The sequence below is a fragment of the Tenacibaculum sp. XPcli2-G genome, from assembly GCF_024124505.1.
Classification (GTDB): Bacteria; Bacteroidota; Bacteroidia; order Flavobacteriales; family Flavobacteriaceae; genus Polaribacter; species Polaribacter mesophilus.
Genome location: NZ_JAMXSH010000002.1, coordinates 595,404 through 612,895 on the forward strand (window position 1 = coordinate 595,404; position 17,492 = coordinate 612,895).

Sequence of the window (17,492 nt, forward strand, 5' to 3'; positions counted from 1 at the left end):
AGCTTTTGGGTCATACCGATGATATATTTTTAACGCACACTTTCTTTATGAAATGCTGTGCTTTTTTGGTATGTCATTATTTTTCCTCAAACATCTTATCGTTTTTAGCATTGCGAAGCATCTAAAAGAGCTTTTAAAATTAATGTTTAATTATAAAAGTTTAAAAGAAAATGCAAACGCACATTCTTGGCTATCCGCGTATTGGTAGCAACAGAGAACTCAAAAAAGCCTGCGAGCAATATTGGTCAGGCAAAACTAGTTTACAGGAACTTCTTGAAACAGGAAGAAATATCTGTCAACAAAATTGGAAAACACAACAAGAAGCAGGCATAGACCTTATTCCTTGTAATGATTTTTCTTATTATGATCAGGTGTTAGACATGACGCTTACTGTTGGAGCTATTCCTAAACGTTACAATGAAGTAATGTTAAAAACTTCAAATTCTGAACTTGACCTTTACTTTGCTATGGCAAGAGGATATCAAAAAGATGATCTTGATATCACTGCTATGGAAATGACTAAATGGTTTGACACCAATTACCATTATATCGTTCCTGAATTTTATAAAGATCAGGAATTCAAACTATTTTCTAACAAAATTGTTAATGAGTTTGCCGGAGCTAAACAAGCAGGGATTAATGCTAAGCCTGTAATTATTGGTTTGGTTAGCTACCTTCTTTTAGGTAAAGAAAAAGAAGAAGGTTTTGATAAATTAGATTTAGCCCCAAAACTACTCCCTGTATATATTGAAATTCTACAAGAACTTCAAACACAAGGTGTTGAATGGATTCAGTTTGACGAACCTTTTTTAGCATTAGATTTGAGTGAAAAAGCCAAAGAAACCTATCAATTTATCTATAATGAGATTAGAAAAAAGTTTCCTAAACTAAAGTTTATAGTTACTACTTATTTTGAAGGTTTAAAAGACAATCTTTCATTAGCTAACATACTTCCTTTAGACGCATTGCATATCGACTTAGTTCGCTGCGAAGAACAGCTAGATGATGTATTGAATACTCTTCCTAAAAATAGAATTTTATCGTTAGGTGTTGTAGATGGAAGAAACATTTGGAAAAATGACTTTGAAAAGTCATTACAGCTAATAAAAAAAGTCACTGATAAGTTAGGTTCTGAAAAAACCTTTATTGCTTCTTCTTGTTCTTTGTTGCATTCTCCTTGTGATTTAGATTTAGAGATCTCTCTTGACACTGACATTAAACAATGGCTTTCTTTTGCTAAACAAAAACTTACCGAAGTAAGCTTATTAAAAGAGTTATCTGAAAACACTAGTAATGAAAATATTTTAAATGCTTTTGAAGAAAATAAAAAAGCTATTGCCAATAGAAAATCCTCAGCATTAATCCATCATAACGATGTAAAACTACGTGTTGATTCCATTAACGAAACAGATTCTAGAAGAAATAATAGTTTTTTAATTCGTAAAGAAACACAAGAAAAAGTATTGAATTTACCGCTATTCCCTACTACAACCATTGGTTCCTTTCCTCAAACTAAAGAAGTAAGAAGCTGGAGATCTCAATTTAAAAAAGGTATCTTAAGTAGTGAAGATTACAAGTATTTACTAAAAGAAGAAACTCAAAAAACCATTCAATGGCAAGAAAAAATAGGGCTAGATGTATTAGTTCATGGTGAGTATGAGCGAAACGATATGGTAGAATATTTTGGTGAACAACTTGCTGGAGTTACATTTACAAAAAAAGGTTGGGTTCAAAGTTATGGTAGTCGTTGTGTAAAACCTCCTATTATTTATGGTGATGTTTATCGACCACATCCAATGACTGTTTATTGGTCACAATACGCACAGTCTTTAACTGACAAATGGGTTAAAGGAATGCTTACAGGCCCTGTTACTATTTTACAATGGTCGTTTGTGCGTGACGATCAACCTCGTAGCATTACTTGCCAACAAATTGCACTGGCTATACGTGATGAAGTTAGAGACCTAGAAAATGCTGGTATTAGAATTATTCAAATTGATGAGCCTGCTATAAGAGAAGGTTTACCATTACGAAAATCAGGGTGGAATGATTATCTAAAGTGGGCTGTTGAAGCTTTTAAAATTTCATCTTGCGGTGTAGATGACGCTACACAAATACATACACATATGTGCTATTCAGAGTTTAACGACATTATTCAAAGCATTGCTGAGATGGATGCCGATGTAATTACTATTGAATGTTCTCGCTCTCAAATGGAGTTGTTAAACGCTTTTGCAGATTTCAAATATCCGAATGAAATTGGACCTGGGGTTTATGACATCCACTCACCAAGAGTTCCTTCAAAAGAAGAAATGGTTGAATTACTACAAAAAGCACAAAAAGTTATTCCAGCTTCTCGTCTTTGGGTAAATCCTGATTGTGGTCTTAAAACTAGACATTGGGATGAAACTGAAAAAGCTTTAATAGCTATGGTTTCAGCTTCAAAAGAAGCCTCTTTAAGCTATAATGCTAACACCTTAGAAACTGTAAATTAATAATAAAGTGCCTGAAAAGAATATTTCAGGCACTAATTATACTAACATATATAAAATGACCACAGAAGAAAAAATAACAAAGTCGGAAACACGTATTTTCAAAGCCGTATTTCCAAATACAACCAATCATTATGACACCCTTTTTGGAGGAACCGCTATGCAACTAATGGACGAAGTTGCTTTTATTACAGCAACACGATTCTGTAGGCAAAAAGTTGTAACCGTAAGTAGTGATAAAATTGATTTTAAAAAACCTATCCCTGCTGGAACTATTATTGAATTAGTAGGAAAAGTAAGTTATATAGGTAACAAAAGTTTAAAAGTTACTGTTAAAATTTTTACTGAACAGATGTACTCTCAACATAGAGAAAAAGCCATTGAAGGTGAATTCACCTTTGTTGCTATTGATGAAAATAAAACCCCTATTGCTGTCATAAAAACTGGCACTGAAGAACTACATTACTCACAAGAACATAACTAAAACTAAACAGAAATTTTGAAAATACAACCTCATAAAAGATTACATCTTCAAATAAAAATCTTTCGTAAGGTTAATATAGGCATCAGTATACTGGTGCCTTTTTGTTTCTATTATCAATTCTTCTTCTTGGATTGTAGTCTCTACAAAGGACATTTCTAATAAACTACGTTTGATTTCAGTAGTAGGAGTTCCTTTTACTCGACAAACTCTGTGTAGGTATAAATTATGATTTTTAGCTAGTTCTATAAAATTTTCTTCTTCTTTAAATGGTATAATAGTTGAAAACTTTCCATACTCCGACAATATTTCACTCACTCCTTTTAGTAGCTCTTCAAAAGACAGTGAACTCGTAAATCGTGCTTTATTTCTCGCTAAATCTTCCGTTTCGTAGTTATCAGTATAAAATGGTGGATTGGATACAATTATATCATACTCTTCTTCATCTTCAGACATTTCTTCTGCAAATTCAACAAAAGAAGCATTGTAACAAAAGAGTCTATCTCCCCAATCAGACTGCTCAAAATTCTCTACAGTTTGTTCATAAGCATCTCCATCTACTTCTACTGCATCAATAGTCATGGCATCGCTTCGTTGCGCTAACATTAATGAAATAACACCTGTGCCTGAACCGACATCTAATATTGTGTCTGGAAACTCTCCTAAATTACACCACGCTCCTAATAATACTGCATCGGTACCAACTTTCATCGCTGTTTTGTCTTGATGCACTGTAAACTCTTTAAATTTAAATGGTTTCATTTATAAAAATCTTCCAAGAATTTTTTCTGCATTGAAGAACAAATACAACACAACAATTAATAAAACTACTAAAAACAACCCTCTTTTAGGATTCCCTCTTTTTCGATTACCGAAACGTCTTTTAAACTCCATTTCTTTATTTTCTAATTTCTACATTAATCACGTAAAATATCACGTTATAATTTTTGTTCCTCGTAACATTTCTCTTTTACCTGGAGGCCCGGGCAAACGCTCAACATCAAAACCTACTGCTTGCATTGCTCGTCGTACACTTCCCTTTGCGGAGTAAGTTACTAAGACACCTTCTGGTTTTAGTGCAGCAAACATAATTTTAAAAATATCTTCCGTCCACAAATCGGGTTGTACTCTTGCTCCAAAAGCATCAAAATAAATCAAATCAAAACTATTCTCATCGGTAATTTCAGCAAAAAATTGTTTGCGTTTAGTTAATGAAAAATTGGGAGTAATGTTGTGTTTTTCTTCCCAAGAAACTTCGTGAATTTTTTCAAAAAATTCTCTTTTATCATCGGCGTCCAACTCCGCAACATAATTTAATTTTGCTACTTCTTCTTTAGCTACAGGATATGCCTCTACTCCAACATAATCAATCTCCTTTTTAGCTTCCAATAACGTGATAAAAGAATTAAGTCCTGTACCAAAGCCTATTTCTAGAATAGAAACATTTTTTGCATCTACATACTTTAATCCATTTCTAATGAATACATGATAGGCCTCTTGTATCGCTCCGTGTTTAGAATGATATTGTTCATTCCACTCTGGCAAATGAATGGTTGTGGAACCATCTGACGTTATGATAATTTCTCGTTTTATAACTAAACTATTTAATCAGTAATTTTTTAATCCTAGGTATTGGTCCAGTGCAAGTTGTTTTATGGCAGGCAATACAACTATTTACAGCTTTGTTGAAATTTTGCTTTATAGAATCTTTTGAACCCAAATATACTTGCTGTATATTTTGAATATATAATTTTGAAAAAGCTTCAAAACTTGCATTTCTATCTGCTGGGTCTGTTAAAACAGCACTATGAATATTCAAGTAAGTTTCAGGAAAGTCACCTATTGGCTCTCCTTCTAAAATCTTATTTTTAACGGTCATATTCCCTTCGTACATAGCATTCATTAAAGCTGCCATTTCAGAAGACTGATACATTATAAGTTCCTCTTTTGGTTGTTTCTTTTCCTCTTTGCAAGAAAAAAGCACCAAAGACATCAATAAAACAATAATTAATTGTTTCATTATTTTTTCATTAACACTCCATCTGCTTCAAAAGCATAGGTGTATTTTGGTTCTATAATTTTTGCTATTTCTTCTTCTGATTTTCCTGCATCTTTAGCATAATGTTGTAATTCATCAACAGAAATCTCAGTAACAAAAGCTTTACCGTTTACTATCACTTCTTTATTATCTGCATTTAAAGGCATGAAAAAACCATAATCTTTAAAACGCACCATTGACTCTTGTTCTTCCCCTAAATCTAACTTCATCCAACACCCTTTTTTCTTACACACTTCATTTATCGTTGAAGTAAATTTTATGTTTAGAGTATCCCCTTTTTTTAAGTTTTTGAATTTTATTCGCATTTCTTCAGCAGAAATAGCATTGCTATCTGTAATCTCATCTCCAAAAGACGCATAGGCAATCTTTTGTTCTTTAATACTATTCGCAGCAGGAGCTGCATCTTTCTTTTCAGTTTTACAAGCACTAAACATTACGCTTAAAAGCGTAGCAAAAACTAGTAGTCTTTTCATTTTCAAAAAATTAAAATTAACATATCAACAAATATACTCATATTTCTTCAAGCTGGTAGTTAACCTCAAAACATACCACTAGATTTCGTATCTTCGTAGCACTTCTAAAACAATCACATAATGAATATTGATATTGAGCTTATACAAGAGTCTAAAATAAATACGGTAGATTTTAACAACTTAGCGTTCGGTCGCACTTTTACTGACCATATGCTAGTTTGTGACTTTGCTAATGGAGAATGGAAAACACCTAAAATTTTACCTTATGGACCTTTAACTTTTGAGCCTTCTGCTAGGGTTTTTCATTACGGGCAAGCTGTTTTTGAAGGAATGAAGGCTTATAAAGATGAAAATAATGATGTCTTTTTATTCCGTCCAGATGAAAATTTTCATAGAATTAATAAATCTGGGGCTCGTTTAGCAATGCCTCCAGTTCCTGAAAATGTATTTTTTGAAGGGTTAAAAAAACTTCTTGAGATAGATGATGCATGGATTAAGAAAGGAATAGGAAACTCGTTATATATTCGTCCGTTTATTATTGCTTCAGAAGGAGCTATTGCTGCTTCACCTGCTGAAGAATATAAATTTATAATTATTTGTTCACCTGCTCAATCATATTATGCTGGTGAAGTTAGAGTACTATTTGCTGAAGAATACAGTCGTTCTGCTGACGGTGGTGTTGGTTTTGCCAAAGCCGCTGGTAACTATGCTGCGCAATTTTACCCTACTAGTTTAGCACATAAGGAAGGGTATCAACAAATTATTTGGACTGATGCTAATACTCATGAGTATCTAGAAGAAGCTGGTACAATGAACATCTTTTTTAGAATAGGAGATAAACTTGTAACTGCACCAACTAATGACCGTATTTTAGATGGTGTTACTCGTAAATCGATTATTCAACTTGCAAAAGATTATAATATAGATATTGAAGTTAAAAGAGTTTCAGTTGCTGAAATTAAAGAAGCTGCTAGACAAGGTGAACTGTTGGAAATTTTTGGTTCTGGTACTGCTGCTGTTATAAATCCTATAAAAGGATTTAAACACCAAAACGAAACTTTTGAATTACCTGAAACAAATGATTCTTATGCCTCTTTCTTTAAAGAAAAACTACTCAACATTCAGTATAACAAATTAGAAGACAAGCACAACTGGAGAGTTAAAATTTAATCATTTCATTTAAAAAAGCTATATTAGTAAACGGAATTAAGTTATTTTAATAAAAAATTCTAAAGAAATGAGAAATATTATACCTGCTTTATTATCAATAGGAGTTGGTTTTGTTATTTCATTTTTTGGATTGGATTTCTATTCTAATTCATTAGAAAATGAAAATAATATCATAGCCCAAAGTAATAAAATTACTTCTTCTAAAGAAGACACTCCTGAAGAGCCCTTATCTGTTGATAATTCCTCAACAGGTTCTTTTTCCGTTGACATCGAAGACATTCAAAAGAACTTTGATAACTGGGAAGCTTATGCAAAGGAAAACATTGATTTAATGTCTACCTTTATTCCTCTAGATGATGAAGGTGCAGCTATGGAAAAAGGTATCTTTTTAACCTTACTACGCACAGGCGCTTATATTCCGATTAAATCGGAAAAAAAAGGTAAAGTACAATACCAGCTTACTGGTATTGATGCTTCTTCTGATGAAAAAATAAAAAAATCAATCGTTAGTAAGGCTTCAATAGCACATCAATATTTTAAGATGGAAGGCAAAAAACTTCCTGATTACAATTTTGTTGATTTAAATGGTAACGCTCACAATAAAGCGGATACAAAAGGAAAATTATTAGTGCTAAAGTGCTGGTTTATTACATGTAAGGTATGTGTAGAAGAGTTTCCTGAATTAAATGAACTGGTTGATAAATACAAGGATGATAAAATAGAATTTGTTAGTTTGGCTTTTGATAAAAAAGATGAATTGATTAAATTTTTAGAAACTAAAGAATTTAAATACCCTACTATTCCTGAACAAAAGGATTATATGGCTAAGAAACTAAAGGTTAAACAATATCCTACACATTTAATTGTAGATGCTAATGGTATTATTATTAAAATGGTTAATAATGTAAAAACATTAACATCAGAATTAGAAAGAATTATGGGTAAATAAATAGAAAAACAAAATGTAAAAAAGCTCCTTATTAAGGAGCTTTTTTATTTATCTAAAATTTCTTTAATGTTTGGTTTAAAGTAATTTGGCCCTTTCAGTACTTTACCATCTTCACGATAAATAGGTTTACCGTCTTCTCCTAACTTACTCATGTTACTTCGTTGTATTTCATTGAATACTTCTTCTATTTTATGTTGCATACCGTGTTCTATTATAGTTCCACATAAAATATACAACATATCGCCTAAAGCGTCTGCTACCTCAACCAAATCGTTATTTTGTGCTGCTTCTAAATACTCTTCATTTTCTTCTTTCATTAAATTATAGCGAAGTAAGTTTCGTTCTTCTCCAATGTTTGCTGTTGGTTCATTTTTTATTCCTAACCCGAAAGCTGAATGAAATTCGTGTACTGCTGCTATTCTTTTTTTCATTATAGTTATGATTTTAATTCAATAATTATTAGTCAATAATGTTTTTATTTATATCATCATTTGACACATTTTATGGTTTTACCATACTTTTTTTAGTTTTTTTATTCCTTTATATATTTTAAGTTATCTAACTTTAAGAAACTCAAAAAAAATAAATTATGTTAAAAGAAATTTCTAAATTAGGTTCAACCCTAAATAAAACTGAACAAAAATTAATAAACGGTGGTACAGGTCGACCTTTACCCTGTAGCTCTGCCCCAACTTATTACAATGGATATTGTTACTTATGTGGTGAACAATACGAGATAGGCTCTAGTTACTGTTAGAATTAATAGAAAAGCGGACTTGTTTCGCTTTTTTGTTTACACTTTAACTTATCTAAAGTATTATGTTGCCATTTTTAAAATTCTTGCTGGTACTATTTTTAGTACCCAAGCTATTAACCTCCATCTTTTTGAGATATAAGCTACTCGTTTTTTTCGTTTTATTGCTGCATAAATTTGATTAACTGCTTTTTCTAGAGGAACCATCCAAAAAATACCATCACCTAAAGCCATTGCTGTATCAACAAACCCCGGACGGATATCTGTAATAAAAACTTTTTTTGTTTTAATAGATTTTGTTTTGATATACAAACTCTCTAAATACGCTTTTTGATATGCTTTAGAAGAGAAATAATCTGGTGCTGCTCTATTTCCACGTAGTGAAGCGATAGAAGAAATACCGACTAAATGACCAAAACCTTGTTTTTTAAACAATTTATAAGCTAATTCATATAGTTTTGTTACACCTAAAACATTCGTGTTTATAGTTTGCTCTTGTTTATCCCAGTCTAACTTTGGGTTTACAAATCCAACTCCTGAAGATTGTATCACCAAATGAACTTCTCCTAATTCATTTACTAACTCATTAAACACTTTTTCTACCTCATCTACTTGTTGGATATCATTTTGCTTAATAAGTATTTGGTTAGAATACCTCTTCTTTAACTCTTCCAATTTTTCGAACCTTCTCCCGGTTACCGCTACGATATAATTTTCTTGTATTAGTTTTTCTACAAGTCCTTTTCCAATACCAGAAGTGCCTCCAAAAATAATTGCTGTTTTAGTTTTTTTCATTCTAAAATCATTCTTTAACTTTGCTAAAAATACAATTTTATGTTTATACTTATTGCTGCAAAAATGTTTACTACAGGTAGAATTATTTTTGCGAGTTTATTTGTTATAGCTTTTATTCTTTTAATGTATTTTAGTTATAAAAAAGATGCTAAAAACAATAAAAAGCATTATCAAAATGGAGCTTTATACGTTGCCATAGCAATAGCGGTAGTAATTGCGTTATTGTTTTTATCAAAATTATTAACTAAATAATAAAACTCTTAAGAGTTTCTTATAAAAGCAAAAAACCGATTCTTTTCAGAATCGGTTTTTTTTATTCAAGTTTATAACTTTTTAATTTTTTATTGGTAAGAAGTTATAGTTTTTAGCGTAGAACTTCATTTGCTCTTCAAACGTTTCTGGTTGCTTAATCTTAATATTAGTAATATTTCCTTCAGTATCAGTTACTGGCTCTAATACTGGATTTACAAATCCGCTATAAGGAGCTGATGTAAATTGAGCATTACGATCTAAAACTTCTTTATGAATATCTTGATCTACTTTTACTCCATAACCTTCCACTAATGCTTTTGCCGCTTCAAAATCTCCTTCAGATTTAATTCTTTGTGTATCTTTTAATAAACGTCCGAAAATTTCACGAAGTTTTTCATAATCATTAATATTATAAAAAGTTTTTCCATCTCTGGTAACTTTTTCAATTACATTATCTTTCGCTCCTTGCTCAAAAGCCCAAGCTGAAACCCATTGACGGTTTACCATGTGATCTTCTTCAATATCGTCTCCTAAATTAATTCTAATTAACTGTGTCATTAATCCATTTCTGATATACCCGTCATAAGCAGCTTTTCCTACTTTTTGCCAATCATCAACTAATCCTAATTCTTGTAATTTAGGATCCATTAAGTAATAAAGTCCAACTAAATCTGCTCTACCCTCTTCCATTGTTGAAGCGTAGTTTTTCAAAGTTTCTTTTGGTTGACCAACTCCGTCGTTAATTACACCTGAAGCATGCCCAATTACCTCGTGTAATGCCGTGTGTAATTTATCTGCTAACTTCCCATATTTAATCTCTAAATCAATTTCTTCTTGATCGTTAGCAAACTCTGTTAAACGTCCAGTTCCTCCAGCATTATTATAAGATCCTATGATATTTCCTAACGATACCGATTTAGAACCGTGTTGTTGACGAATCCAGTTATTGTTTGGCAAATTCACTCCAATTGGAGTACTTGGAGATGCATCTCCTGCTTCACCAGCGACATTTACTGTTTTATACGAAACCCCTACAACATCTTTCTTTTTGTGACTTGGATCTAACGGAGAATTATCTTCAAACCATTGTGCATTGTCTGATAATACTTTCATCTTTTTAGACATATCAAAGTCTTTGATTTGTACAATTGTTTCGTACGAACCTCTATACCCTTTAGGATCATTATAAACTTCAATAAAACCATTAATCCAATCAATATTTCCTTCTGTAGATTCAACCCAAGCAATTGCATATTCATCCCAAGTATGTAAATCTCCTGTTTTATAGTATTCGATTAATAACTCTAAGGTTTTTGCTTGCTTTTCATTTTCTGCTACTTCTTTAGCTTTTTCTAACCAATAAATAATTTTATCGATTGCTTGTCCGTACATTCCACCAGACTTCCAAACTTTCTCCACTAGTTTTCCATTCTCACGAACTAGCTTCGAGTTTAATCCTGCCTCAATTGGTTGCCCTTCTGGTCCTTTATCAGCTTTCGCATAAAAGTCTTCTACATCTTTACTTGTGATATCTGCTCCGTAAAAATTTACTGCTGATGCTAATACATTATCCACTCCAGCTTTCTTATTTACTTTTTTAGCATCTTTATCATTAAAAATAACTTCTAATGCTTCCGTAGATAACTCAGTATTAGTTTCTTTTAACAACGTTTCTAAATACTCTTTAGAAAATGTAGGTTTTAACTTATCGTTAGAGTAATGATGATGGATTCCGTTAGAAAACCACACTCTTTTCAAATAGGTAGTGAATGCTTTAAAATCTTCACTTTCTTTATCTCCTTTGAAGCTATTGTTAATATTTTCTAAAGCTGCTCTAATTTCAAGATTGTGACGGTAGTTTTGATCCCACATAATATCACGTCCAGATAAACCAGCTTGTGTTAAATAGTACACTAATTTTTTTTCTTTTAGTGTTAACTCATCAAACCCTGGAATTTGATAACGTAACACTTTTATATCAGCAAATTGCTCAACAACATATTCAAATTCTTTTGCCTTTTTTTCTACTACTTTAGGCTCTTTTTTTGCGTCTACACCACAAGAAGTTAATACTCCTGCTGCTGCAAACACAAAAAGCATTTGTTTTAGTTTCATTTATATATTTTTAAATTTATTTTTTGAACGCTAAAATTACGAAATTTAAACTTCATGATATCGGAAACAGTCGGTTGTATGGTCGTTTACCATTCCTGTCGCCTGCATATGTGCATAAATTACTGTTGAACCTACAAACTTAAATCCTCGTTTTTTTAAATCTTTTGAAATCGCGTCAGAAAGCTCTGTTGTTGCCGGTACTTCTTCTCTCTTTTCAAACCTATTCACTATCGGTTGTCCATTAGTAAAAGCCCAAATATATTTTGAAAACGTACCAAACTCTTCTTGTACTTTCATAAAAGCCTGAGCATTGGTTATAGTCGCTTTTATCTTTAATTTATTTCTTATAATTCCAGCATCTTGAAGCAATTCTTCATATTTGTCTTCAGAGTATTTTGCTATTTTTTTATAGTCGAAATTATCAAATGCCTTTCTAAAGTTTTCTCTTTTCTTCAAAACTGTAATCCAACTCAAACCTGCTTGGAAAGTTTCTAATATTAAAAACTCAAACAGCTTATCGTCATCATATACAGGCACTCCCCATTCATTATCGTGATACTCAATATATAGTGGGTCATCACTAACCCAAAAACATCTTTTCTTCATTTTCTATTATTTAATGCTGAAAATTACTGTTAAACAAATTAAAAATCAATGAAAAATGGAATAATTTTTGCAACTTTATAATTATAAATCATACTGATTATGAAAACCTTACAACGCATTCTTTTTCTTAGCATTATTGGAATTATGATATGGGCTTGCAGTTCCTCGCCTATAAAAAATACTTCTAACACTCCTAAAGAGGAACCAGTTGTAATTGCTAATGATAGTTTAGAATATGAAATTATAATTATAGACCCTGGTTTTACTACCTATTTAAACAGCATTGCTAAACCCGTAGGATTTTATTCACAACAATACCTCGAAAATAAAAACCGTTTGTATGTAAACACATGGAATTATCGAGCTAGGAATCCTTTACAATTTAATTCAAACATTTATGAAAATGTAATTGATTATAGTCCACACGTTGATTATGGCTATGAAGTAAATTATAAACTTTTTAATTATTTTGAGTTCGCTCAACGAAAATACCGCATGAACTTGGGGGTAGGAATAAATCGCTGGAACTAGCAATATCTTAGTATAAGGCATCTTTCTAAAAACTGTATATTTGCTCAAAAAATTAATCATATAACATGAAGTTTTTAAGAAATTTACTTGCCTCTGTTCTAGGCTTTTTCATTGCCTTATTTTTACTGTTTGTATTCTTTTTTGCTATAGCTGCTATTGTAGGAGCTGAAGAAAAAATTGTTGTAAAATCAAACTCAGTTTTAGAATTAGACTTATCACCCCCTATTAAAGATTATGCTCCAAAAGAAGACAATCCTATTGCTGAAGCTCTAGAACTAACAGATGAAAAATTGGCTTTAAACAAAATTATCAACGCTATTGAAAATGCAAAAACTGATGATAAAATAAAAGGAATAAGTATTAAAACACCTTTTGTTAATGCTGGTATTGCCCAAACACAAGCCATACGAAACAAAATTGAAGAGTTTAAAGAAAGCGGTAAGTTTGTATATGCATATAATGACATTTATACTCAAAAAAATTACTACCTAAGCTCTGTTGCTGACAGTTTATTCTTAAACCCAGTAGGAGCTATTGACTTTAGAGGTTTATCTACCGAAATTTTATATTTCAAAGACTTTGAAGACAAATATGGTATTAAAATGGAGGTTATTCGTCACGGAAAATATAAAAGTGCAGTTGAACCTTTCTTGGAAAATGAAATGAGCGAAGCTAACCGCGAACAAACCACTTCATTTTTAAAATCAATTTGGTCAGAAATCACAGATGATATTAGTAAGAGTAGAAACATTTCTATAAAAAAACTAAACCTTATTGCTGATAATTCTAATGGAAGAAATATTACTGTAGCAAAAGAAAATAATTTAATAGATGCTTCTATTTATGAAGATGAATACGAAAAGAAGTTAGCTATGGGTTCTGATAAGAAAGTAAATACTATTTCTATTGAAGACTACATAAACTCTGGAAAAGGAAGAATTTCTTCTACTGCTAAAGATAAAATCGCTGTAATTTATGCACAAGGTGATATTGTGTATGGAGAAGGAAGCGAAGACTATATCGGACAAGGAATTATAAACAAAGCTATCAGAAAAGCCCGAAAAGATGATAATGTAAAAGCTATCGTACTTCGCGTAAATTCACCTGGAGGTAGTGCTTTAGCCTCTGAATTAATTTGGCGTGAACTAGAATTAACAAAAAAAGAAAAACCTTTAGTAGTTTCTATGGGTAACTATGCAGCTTCTGGAGGTTACTATATTGCTTGTAATGCTAACAAAATTATTGCAGAACCTACTACAATTACAGGATCTATTGGAGTTTTTGGAGCCATTCCTAACTTTAGTCAGTTTACCGATAATATTGGTATCAATGCAGAACAAGTCTCTACTAACAACAGTGCTTCTTATAGTGTTTTTGAGCCAATGAACCAGAAATTCTACGATGTAACTAAAGAAGGTGTTGAACAAATCTACACTACTTTTGTTAACCGTGTTTCTGCAGGGCGTAACATGACTTTTGAACAAGTAAACGAAATTGCACAAGGTAGAGTTTGGACTGGTAAAGAAGCTATTGAAAATGGCTTAATAGATCAATTAGGAGGATTAAATGACGCTATTAAAGTTGCCGCTGAATTAGCAGAGGTTCAAAATTTTAGAGTTCGTAATTACCCTAATTACAAAACTGACTTAAAAGAGGCTCTAAAGTTCTCTCCATTCATGAAAGCTTCAAAAGAAGAAATACTTAAAGAAACTTTAGGTGATGAAAATCACCAATTATACCATAATATTCACAAAATGAAAAACCTAAAAGGAATTCAAGCTAGAATACCCTTTGTATTTCAAGTGAAGTAAAAAAGAAAAGCCTCGACAATGTCGAGGCTTTTTTATTATAATCTAGTTTATTCGTAACTATAAGTAGTATTTATAGCAATTGATTCTTCACCAGCAACAGCTACTCCTTTTCCTATTAAAGGGTACCCATCCGAATCATAAGTATAATCTACAGTTAAAGTACCTATAACGTTATCACCTCCGTCTTTATAGATAATCTTCGTTACGTTATTTAATGGCAATAATCTTCTAGCTTTAATTACTTCTGAAGCTTGAGGATTCACACCAAAACTAACATCAACTCCATCTAAAATTTCAATAAGCCCAGCAGATTCTAAAGTAGAAAAATACATATTTGGCTTATTGTCATAAAATATTTCTGCTGTATAATTTTCAACAACATTCATTTCAGTTTCCCAATCATAAACCTCAACTTGAAATAAAACTTTACTAGGATTTTTGTTAGAATCATATTCTAATGCCATTCCTGTTTCATAAATATTATATGGTGATTGATACAACTCTTCTATTGAAAGGCTTTCTGAAAGATCGCTGTCTTCTGTCACCTTAATAGTACTCCCGTCATTGCTATAGTTTATTAAAGTAGCGTCTGTTCCATTTGTTCCAGAAACACTTACCAATTCTTTTTCAGCATTATACATAAACTGTGTAGTAATTGTTTCATTTTCTTGATTTGTCGCTGCAACAGTTTTTAATCTTTTCTTTTTAGCTTCTCCGTTAACTTCATCAAAATCGTCTGAAGCAGAGCTACTACATGAGGTTAATAATACTACTCCTAATCCAATAGCAAAAACATACTTTAATTTTTTCATTTTTTGTGATTTTTAATGAACTCATTTTTATTGTTCAAGCAAAAACTAAGTATTTCCCCCTACATAAAATCTTTAAGACAATTAATAGAAATGAGTAAAAGAAGAGAACAGCAATTTTTAGCAATTTGAAAAATATAAAAAACAAGTTCGGTTTATATTGTTTTTAAATTTCATACAAAAATAGCTGTATAAAAAAATACCTGCAATAAAATTACAGGTATTTTTCACTATGTTTTTATTTCGTTTATTACAAACCGAAACTCTCTTTTACTTTAGACACATAATCTAATTTTTCCCAAGTAAACAATTCAACTTCCATTGTTTTACTTTCTCCATTAGGTTGTGTAAATGTTTTAGAAACTACTTCATTTTTTCTTCCCATATGCCCGTAAGCTGCTGTTTCACTATACATTGGATTACGTAACTTTAAACGATCTTCAATAGCGTGTGGACGCATGTCAAAAATTTCAGAAACTTTTTGAGCAATTTCTCCATCAGTTAAATCCACTCTTGAAGTTCCGTAAGTATCTACAAAAATACCCATCGGTTCTACTACTCCAATAGCATACGATACTTGTACTAAAACCTCATCAGCCACTCCAGCAGCTACTAAATTCTTAGCTATATGACGTGTTGCATACGCTGCAGAGCGATCTACTTTACTTGGATCTTTTCCAGAAAATGCACCACCACCATGCGCTCCTTTTCCTCCATAAGTATCAACAATAATCTTACGGCCTGTTAACCCTGTATCTCCATGAGGTCCACCAATTACAAACTTTCCTGTTGGATTAATATGATATTTAATATCATCATTAAATAACGCTTGAATTTCTGGAGTTAATTGTGCTTTTACTCTAGGAATTAAAATCTCAACAATATCTTTTCTAATTTTAGCTAACATTGTTTCATCATCAGCAAAATCATCATGTTGAGTAGAAACTACAATTGCCTCAATGCGTTGCGGTACGTTATCGTCAGAATACTCAATAGTTACCTGACTTTTAGCATCTGGACGTAAATAAGTAATTTCCTTATTCTCTCTACGGATTGCTGCTAATTCCTTTAAAATTATATGTGATAAATCTAACGCTAACGGCATATAATGCTCAGTTTCGTTTGTCGCATAACCAAACATCATTCCTTGATCACCTGCTCCTTGCTCTTCTTTTGAAGCTCTATCTACTCCACGGTTAATATCATCTGACTGTTCATGAATTGCTGATAACACTCCACAAGAATTACCGTCAAACATATACTCACCTTTGGTATATCCAATTTTATTAATTACCTCACGAGCAATTTTTTGAACATCTAAGTAAGTAGAAGACTTAACTTCTCCTGCTAATACTACTTGACCAGTTGTTACTAATGTTTCACATGCTACTTTTGAATTTGAATCAAAAGCTAAAAAATTATCTATTAGAGCATCAGATATTTGATCTGCTACTTTATCTGGATGTCCTTCAGAAACACTTTCTGAAGTAAAAAAATATGACATAAATACTTTTTTTTAAAATTTAACTAAAAGAAAAAATCTGAATTGCTAAGTCGCTAAAAGGAGTAGAAATTACTGCTTTAGCATTTTTATTTTGAATCATTGTTCAATGAGGTTGCAATCAGTCAAATTTTTCCTCAAAATATATTTGACAAAGTTATAGATTATTTTACATACACAAAAACAAACTTACACGTAAATAAATAGAAAGTATTGATATTATGATAATAAAAAGTAATTTTTGTAAAATTGTATTGGTAAAATATTTGTTTACATTTGTACGTAAATAAATAAGAAAATAACTTTAGATAAAACATAAATAAAATGGCATTAGAAATTACAGATGCTTCTTTCGAAGAAGTAGTATTAAAATCTGACAAACCAGTATTAGTAGATTTTTGGGCAGCTTGGTGTGGACCTTGTAGAATGGTATCTCCTATCGTTGATGAAATTAGTAATGAATACGATGGTAAGGCTGTAGTTGGAAAAGTAGATGTAGATGCAAACCAAGAATTTGCCGCTAAGTATGGTGTAAGAAACATACCAACTGTATTAATCTTCAAAAACGGAGAAGTTGTAGACAAACAAGTTGGTGCTGCTCCAAAAAAAGCATATACAGATAAAATTGATGCTGCTTTATAAGTAAAGATATTATTTGATATTATAAAAAAGGTTTGGCTATCGCCAAACCTTT

General features: G+C 31.6%; 19 protein-coding genes. 8 read left to right on the forward strand and 11 right to left on the reverse strand.

Annotation, left to right across the window (positions count from 1 at the left end):
• The first annotated feature begins 170 nt into the window (after positions 1–170).
• Both metE and NH341_RS07370 read left to right on the forward strand, forming a co-directional pair.
• Complete coding sequence (metE, locus tag NH341_RS07365; protein WP_253056252.1) at positions 171–2,495, forward strand: 5-methyltetrahydropteroyltriglutamate--homocysteine S-methyltransferase; 2,325 nt, start codon at positions 171–173, stop codon at positions 2,493–2,495.
• 55 nt (positions 2,496–2,550) lie between these two features.
• Positions 2,551–2,976: an acyl-CoA thioesterase gene (locus tag NH341_RS07370; protein ID WP_159493318.1), complete on the forward strand. Its 426-nt coding sequence runs from the start codon at positions 2,551–2,553 to the stop codon at positions 2,974–2,976.
• A 39-nt stretch (positions 2,977–3,015) separates the two neighbouring features.
• Here NH341_RS07370 and NH341_RS07375 read toward each other — a convergent pair whose 3' ends face one another.
• The 5 genes from NH341_RS07375 to NH341_RS07390 are packed head-to-tail and all read right to left on the reverse strand — an operon-like array spanning position 3,016 to position 5,505.
• Positions 3,016–3,735: a tRNA1(Val) (adenine(37)-N6)-methyltransferase gene (locus NH341_RS07375; protein ID WP_253056254.1), complete on the reverse strand. Its 720-nt coding sequence runs from the start codon at positions 3,733–3,735 to the stop codon at positions 3,016–3,018.
• Positions 3,736–3,867 (reverse strand): hypothetical protein, encoded by a 132-nt coding sequence (locus NH341_RS15355; protein WP_256471484.1) that lies wholly within the window; start codon positions 3,865–3,867, stop codon positions 3,736–3,738.
• A gap of 39 nt (positions 3,868–3,906) precedes the next feature.
• Positions 3,907–4,566 (reverse strand): tRNA (5-methylaminomethyl-2-thiouridine)(34)-methyltransferase MnmD, encoded by a 660-nt coding sequence (mnmD, locus tag NH341_RS07380; protein ID WP_253056309.1) that lies wholly within the window; start codon positions 4,564–4,566, stop codon positions 3,907–3,909.
• 7 nt (positions 4,567–4,573) lie between these two features.
• Positions 4,574–4,993: an acetolactate decarboxylase gene (locus NH341_RS07385; protein WP_253056255.1), complete on the reverse strand. Its 420-nt coding sequence runs from the start codon at positions 4,991–4,993 to the stop codon at positions 4,574–4,576.
• Complete coding sequence (locus NH341_RS07390) at positions 4,993–5,505, reverse strand: DUF4920 domain-containing protein (protein WP_253056257.1); 513 nt, start codon at positions 5,503–5,505, stop codon at positions 4,993–4,995. Before NH341_RS07390 ends, NH341_RS07385 begins: the two co-directional genes overlap by 1 nt.
• Positions 5,506–5,625: 120 nt before the next feature.
• On the opposite strand from NH341_RS07390, the gene NH341_RS07395 reads away from it, so the two are divergent.
• Together NH341_RS07395 and NH341_RS07400 are read left to right on the forward strand one after the other, a co-directional pair.
• Entirely contained in the window at positions 5,626–6,675 is a 1,050-nt protein-coding gene (locus NH341_RS07395; protein WP_253056259.1) for a branched-chain amino acid aminotransferase, read from the forward strand.
• 67 nt (positions 6,676–6,742) lie between these two features.
• Positions 6,743–7,624, forward strand: coding sequence for a TlpA disulfide reductase family protein (locus tag NH341_RS07400; RefSeq protein ID WP_053056649.1), 882 nt, complete (start codon positions 6,743–6,745; stop codon positions 7,622–7,624).
• Positions 7,625–7,668: 44 nt separating this feature from the next.
• Here the strand turns inward: NH341_RS07400 and NH341_RS07405 are convergent, their stop codons facing one another.
• Positions 7,669–8,055 carry a nucleoside triphosphate pyrophosphohydrolase family protein gene (locus NH341_RS07405; protein ID WP_047788588.1) on the reverse strand — a complete coding sequence of 129 codons (387 nt, stop codon included), beginning with the start codon at positions 8,053–8,055 and terminating at the stop codon, positions 7,669–7,671.
• A gap of 386 nt (positions 8,056–8,441) precedes the next feature.
• Complete coding sequence (locus tag NH341_RS07410; RefSeq protein ID WP_253056261.1) at positions 8,442–9,173, reverse strand: SDR family NAD(P)-dependent oxidoreductase; 732 nt, start codon at positions 9,171–9,173, stop codon at positions 8,442–8,444.
• 39 nt (positions 9,174–9,212) lie between these two features.
• Here NH341_RS07410 and NH341_RS07415 point away from each other — a divergent pair, with 39 nt between their 5' ends.
• A complete protein-coding gene (locus tag NH341_RS07415; RefSeq protein WP_231128378.1) occupies positions 9,213–9,425 on the forward strand; it encodes a hypothetical protein in 213 nt (70 codons plus the stop codon).
• A gap of 81 nt (positions 9,426–9,506) precedes the next feature.
• On the opposite strand, the gene NH341_RS07420 is transcribed toward NH341_RS07415, so the two are convergent.
• Together NH341_RS07420 and NH341_RS07425 are read right to left on the reverse strand one after the other, a co-directional pair.
• On the reverse strand, positions 9,507–11,540 hold the full coding sequence (locus tag NH341_RS07420; protein ID WP_253056263.1) for a dipeptidyl peptidase 3: 2,034 nt from the start codon (positions 11,538–11,540) through the stop codon (positions 9,507–9,509).
• A 45-nt stretch (positions 11,541–11,585) separates the two neighbouring features.
• Positions 11,586–12,146 (reverse strand): DNA-3-methyladenine glycosylase I, encoded by a 561-nt coding sequence (locus tag NH341_RS07425; RefSeq protein WP_047788590.1) that lies wholly within the window; start codon positions 12,144–12,146, stop codon positions 11,586–11,588.
• Between the two features lie 99 nt (positions 12,147–12,245).
• On the opposite strand from NH341_RS07425, the gene NH341_RS07430 reads away from it, so the two are divergent.
• Both NH341_RS07430 and sppA read left to right on the forward strand, forming a co-directional pair.
• Positions 12,246–12,677 carry a DUF6146 family protein gene (locus NH341_RS07430; RefSeq protein WP_253056265.1) on the forward strand — a complete coding sequence of 144 codons (432 nt, stop codon included), beginning with the start codon at positions 12,246–12,248 and terminating at the stop codon, positions 12,675–12,677.
• A 65-nt stretch (positions 12,678–12,742) separates the two neighbouring features.
• On the forward strand, positions 12,743–14,488 hold the full coding sequence (sppA, locus tag NH341_RS07435; RefSeq protein ID WP_159614035.1) for a signal peptide peptidase SppA: 1,746 nt from the start codon (positions 12,743–12,745) through the stop codon (positions 14,486–14,488).
• Between the two features lie 47 nt (positions 14,489–14,535).
• Here the strand turns inward: sppA and NH341_RS07440 are convergent, their stop codons facing one another.
• Positions 14,536–15,300: a hypothetical protein gene (locus tag NH341_RS07440; RefSeq protein ID WP_159614037.1), complete on the reverse strand. Its 765-nt coding sequence runs from the start codon at positions 15,298–15,300 to the stop codon at positions 14,536–14,538.
• A 247-nt stretch (positions 15,301–15,547) separates the two neighbouring features.
• On the reverse strand, positions 15,548–16,801 hold the full coding sequence (metK, locus tag NH341_RS07445; protein ID WP_159614039.1) for a methionine adenosyltransferase: 1,254 nt from the start codon (positions 16,799–16,801) through the stop codon (positions 15,548–15,550).
• A gap of 321 nt (positions 16,802–17,122) precedes the next feature.
• Here metK and trxA point away from each other — a divergent pair, with 321 nt between their 5' ends.
• A complete protein-coding gene (gene trxA, locus NH341_RS07450) occupies positions 17,123–17,440 on the forward strand; it encodes a thioredoxin (protein WP_028892415.1) in 318 nt (105 codons plus the stop codon).
• The last annotated feature ends 52 nt before the right edge of the window (positions 17,441–17,492 follow it).

Excerpts from the sequence above, each read along its gene's own strand:
- metE (WP_253056252.1), top strand. The coding sequence starts at position 171 with ATGCAAACGCACATTCTTGGCTATCCGCGTATTGGTAGCAACAGAGAA.
- NH341_RS07370 (WP_159493318.1), top strand. The coding sequence starts at position 2,551 with ATGACCACAGAAGAAAAAATAACAAAGTCGGAAACACGTATTTTCAAA.
- NH341_RS07375 (WP_253056254.1), bottom strand. The coding sequence starts at position 3,735 with ATGAAACCATTTAAATTTAAAGAGTTTACAGTGCATCAAGACAAAACA.
- NH341_RS15355 (WP_256471484.1), bottom strand. The coding sequence starts at position 3,867 with ATGGAGTTTAAAAGACGTTTCGGTAATCGAAAAAGAGGGAATCCTAAA.
- NH341_RS07385 (WP_253056255.1), bottom strand. The coding sequence starts at position 4,993 with ATGAAACAATTAATTATTGTTTTATTGATGTCTTTGGTGCTTTTTTCT.
- NH341_RS07390 (WP_253056257.1), bottom strand. The coding sequence starts at position 5,505 with ATGAAAAGACTACTAGTTTTTGCTACGCTTTTAAGCGTAATGTTTAGT.
- NH341_RS07395 (WP_253056259.1), top strand. The coding sequence starts at position 5,626 with ATGAATATTGATATTGAGCTTATACAAGAGTCTAAAATAAATACGGTA.
- NH341_RS07400 (WP_053056649.1), top strand. The coding sequence starts at position 6,743 with ATGAGAAATATTATACCTGCTTTATTATCAATAGGAGTTGGTTTTGTT.
- NH341_RS07405 (WP_047788588.1), bottom strand. The coding sequence starts at position 8,055 with ATGAAAAAAAGAATAGCAGCAGTACACGAATTTCATTCAGCTTTCGGG.
- NH341_RS07410 (WP_253056261.1), bottom strand. The coding sequence starts at position 9,173 with ATGAAAAAAACTAAAACAGCAATTATTTTTGGAGGCACTTCTGGTATT.
- NH341_RS07415 (WP_231128378.1), top strand. The coding sequence starts at position 9,213 with ATGTTTATACTTATTGCTGCAAAAATGTTTACTACAGGTAGAATTATT.
- NH341_RS07420 (WP_253056263.1), bottom strand. The coding sequence starts at position 11,540 with ATGAAACTAAAACAAATGCTTTTTGTGTTTGCAGCAGCAGGAGTATTA.
- NH341_RS07425 (WP_047788590.1), bottom strand. The coding sequence starts at position 12,146 with ATGAAGAAAAGATGTTTTTGGGTTAGTGATGACCCACTATATATTGAG.
- NH341_RS07430 (WP_253056265.1), top strand. The coding sequence starts at position 12,246 with ATGAAAACCTTACAACGCATTCTTTTTCTTAGCATTATTGGAATTATG.
- sppA (WP_159614035.1), top strand. The coding sequence starts at position 12,743 with ATGAAGTTTTTAAGAAATTTACTTGCCTCTGTTCTAGGCTTTTTCATT.
- NH341_RS07440 (WP_159614037.1), bottom strand. The coding sequence starts at position 15,300 with ATGAAAAAATTAAAGTATGTTTTTGCTATTGGATTAGGAGTAGTATTA.
- metK (WP_159614039.1), bottom strand. The coding sequence starts at position 16,801 with ATGTCATATTTTTTTACTTCAGAAAGTGTTTCTGAAGGACATCCAGAT.
- trxA (WP_028892415.1), top strand. The coding sequence starts at position 17,123 with ATGGCATTAGAAATTACAGATGCTTCTTTCGAAGAAGTAGTATTAAAA.